At 35.2% G+C, this 3,186-nt stretch carries 2 protein-coding genes and 1 pseudogene; 2 read left to right on the top strand and 1 reads right to left on the bottom strand.

What is annotated here, in order from left to right; all coding sequences use genetic code 11:
• Nucleotides 1-128: 128 nt before the first annotated feature.
• Both G8O23_RS17130 and G8O23_RS17125 read left to right on the top strand, forming a co-directional pair.
• Nucleotides 129-2,177: a HelD family protein gene (locus G8O23_RS17130; protein ID WP_166367132.1), complete on the top strand. Its 2,049-nt coding sequence runs from the start codon at nt 129-131 to the stop codon at nt 2,175-2,177.
• Nucleotide 2,178: 1 nt separating this feature from the next.
• The gene (locus tag G8O23_RS17125; RefSeq protein ID WP_166367131.1) at nt 2,179-2,874 is read left to right on the top strand and encodes a class I SAM-dependent methyltransferase; all 696 of its coding nucleotides are present in this window, start codon (nt 2,179-2,181) and stop codon (nt 2,872-2,874) included.
• Nucleotides 2,875-2,883: 9 nt separating this feature from the next.
• Here G8O23_RS17125 and G8O23_RS17755 read toward each other — a convergent pair.
• A pseudogene (locus G8O23_RS17755) lies at nt 2,884-3,087 on the bottom strand (hypothetical protein); the annotation flags it as partial.
• Nucleotides 3,088-3,186: the final 99 nt, after the last annotated feature.

The raw sequence follows: 3,186 nt of genomic DNA, 5'->3' as shown, positions 1-3,186 counted from the left end.
ACATTGGAACTTCGGAGCGGTTTCGCCCGCTCGGGCGTTTTCGTCGGGGGACGAAAACGTAACACGCTCTCCCACACTTGCCACACCCCCAACCGTTGTAGGCAATTTTACAGATACACACAAGGAATATGACTGAAGAGAAAAGAGAAAAAGAATACTTATTGAACCTGCTAAAGAAGGTTGACCTCAAACTATTTGAGATTAACGAAGCAATACAATTAAAAAGTGATGAAGTTGCTTCAATGAATAAGCATATGCAAGACCATAAAACAGATATGGACCACCTTGAAAAAAATAATATGCGCGAAGCGATTTTAAATTTTTCATTGCAAGGGGAACACAGCGTTGAGCACAGGAAAAGGCTTACCAGACTAAAAGATACAGCTTACTTTGGGCGTATTGATTTCAGAGAAAATCAATTAAATGATTCTAAAAAAATCTATGTTGGGGTTCATAATTTTCAAGACACCGAATCTAATAATAACTTGGTTTACGATTGGAGAGCACCAATTTCGAGCTTATTCTATGATTTTGAATTAGGTGAAGGTTATTATGAAACTCCTTTGGGTGTTATAAAAGGAGACATTTCGCTTAAACGACAGTTTAGGATTCGAAAAGGTACAATGGAATACATGCTTGACACCGATGTAACCATCCACGATGAAGTGCTTCAAAAGGAACTCAATCAAACATCGAGTGCCAAAATGAAAAATATTGTGGCTACTATTCAGAAAGAGCAAAACGCCATAATACGTAATGAAGAAGCCAGACACTTGATTATACAAGGAGTGGCGGGTTCGGGTAAAACCTCTATTGCCTTGCACCGTATTGCTTTTCTACTGTATCGTTTTAAAGATTCAATTAGTTCGGAAGATATATTGATTATATCCCCAAACAAAGTCTTTGCAAACTACATATCAAACGTTCTTCCCGAACTGGGTGAAGAATCGGTTGCAGAAACCAGTATGGAAGAAATTGCAAACGAAATATTGGAATATCAAGTTAATTTTCAATCTTTTTTTGAGCAAGTAGCTGAACTGCTAGATAAGAATGACGCAAAACTGATTGAGCGAATACAATTCAAATCATCCAGCCAAATATTAAATAAACTAGATGAATATGTTACATATCTTGAAAATGAAGGCTTCAAAATAACAGATATTACAGTGAAAAGTAAACCTGTTCCTGCATGGTTTATTAGAGAGAGTTTTGATAAGTATCAACGAATGCCTTTACTCAAAAGGTTTAACGAAGTAGTAAGGGAAATAGTTGATAATATTTTCAGACACTACGGTTTAGAAATTCAATACAAAGACAGAACAAACCTGCATAATACAATTCGGAAGATGTTCCCATCATACAATCCTCGAATGTTGTACAAGGGTTTTTACGACTGGCTAGGAAAAACTGAATTATTGAAAACAAAAGCAGGTAATACTTACGAATGGAGCGATGTTTATGCTTTCATCTATTTAAAGTACCGATTGGAAGGGATGAAATCAAATGCCAAGGTAAAGCATTTGGTAATTGATGAAATGCAGGATTATTCTGTGGTTCAGTACAAAGTGTTAAGTTTATTGTTTCCTTGCAAAAAAACCATTTTAGGCGATGTAAACCAGTCCGTTAATCCATTTAGCTCATCAAATTTACCAATTATTGAAAATGTATTTAGCGGTGCTACTACTATGACAATGCTTAAAAGCTACCGTTCTACCTATGAAATTACGCAGTTCACAAAACGCATTAGTCAGAAAGTAAACGTGGAAGCCATTGAACGGTACGGTGAAGAGCCACAAATTTTTTCGTGCAAGAACACAAAAGATGAAACCGATAAAATAAAATCATTAATCTCTCAATTTAAGCAAAGTGAGTACAACTCGTTAGGTATAATTTGCAAAACACAAAAACAAGCAGATACCTTATTTGAGGCACTAAAGAACGAACACGAAATAAATCTATTAAATGCTGTAAGTGTAGCTTTTGGTAGCGGTATTGTTATTACCACCGCTCATTTAGCAAAGGGTTTAGAATTTGACCAAGTGATAGTTCCGTTTTGTACCGAAAAAAATTATAAAACCGAACCCGACAAGCAGATGCTTTATGTAGGTTGTACCAGAGCAATGCACAAATTATCATTAACCCATACAGAAAAAGCTAGTCAATTAATAGCATCGTGAAATGAATTGTACTTTGTGTGATTCACAATTAAAAAAAATGGCAGATGAGTATTATTTCATTTGTGAAACTTGCGGTGCTTATGTAATGGATAAAAAGTATTATTTAGGTAGTAGTGAAGAAAAAAATAGGTACAAAGAACACAATAATGATGTAAATGATACAGGTTATCAAAATTTCACTTCTCCAATAACAGATTCCATTTTAAAAAATCACACGAAAGAACAACTAGGCTTGGATTATGGATGTGGAACAGGTCCAGTAATATCAAAGCAACTTGAAGCAAAAGGGTATAAAGTAAAATTATACGACCCTTATTTTTATCCTAATCAAGGCAATCTAAATCATCAATTTGATTACATCTTTAGCTGTGAAGTATTTGAGCATTTTTACAATCCAAAACAAGAAATAGAAAAATTGTTGAGTCTTTTAAAGCCTGAAGGAAATTTATTTATAATGACACATTTGTACAATACAGAAATAGATTTCAAAAATTGGTATTATAGAAAAGACCCAACTCACGTATTTATTTATACGAAAGAAACAATAGCATTTATAGGTAAAAAATTCGATTTAAGGATAGAAATACTAACTGATAGATTGATAATTGCAAAAAGTCGAGTAGGCAAGGGGGAATCACACCCCCAAGCCTCTCTCAGAACCGTACGTGAACCTCTCGATTCATACGGCTCTTCATGACAAAGACAATCAGGGCAAGTGACCACATTGCCAATGCACAAATAGGTAGGGATAGCTTTGCGCTAAACCCCTTAAGTACTTGTAAGCATAGTACCAGTGGCGACGCCTGAATTTACGATACTTGTTGCGTATCCATTTTACCAAACGCATGTTGATGACTCGGAATAGTTTCCGCAGTTCGGACTTTCGAAACTTGGAATAGTAGTTCACCCACCCTGTTTTAACCCTAAATAACCAAGCATTTTTTTTACAATTTTATTATTTATTTTTACCAACGGACAAACGACCGATGGTGACTGTTATACCGAAGGT

Origin of the sequence: Perlabentimonas gracilis, from assembly GCF_011174675.1 — a bacterium.
Lineage (GTDB): Bacteria > Bacteroidota > Bacteroidia > Bacteroidales > Tenuifilaceae > Perlabentimonas > Perlabentimonas gracilis.
The sequence above is the reverse complement of the archived record's forward strand: the minus strand, read 5'-3'. Positions and strand labels throughout refer to the sequence as shown.

Bases quoted from the DNA above. Each gene is read 5' to 3' on its own strand.
- G8O23_RS17130 (WP_166367132.1), top strand. From the start codon at position 129: ATGACTGAAGAGAAAAGAGAAAAAGAATACTTATTGAACCTGCTAAAG.
- G8O23_RS17125 (WP_166367131.1), top strand. From the start codon at position 2,179: ATGAATTGTACTTTGTGTGATTCACAATTAAAAAAAATGGCAGATGAG.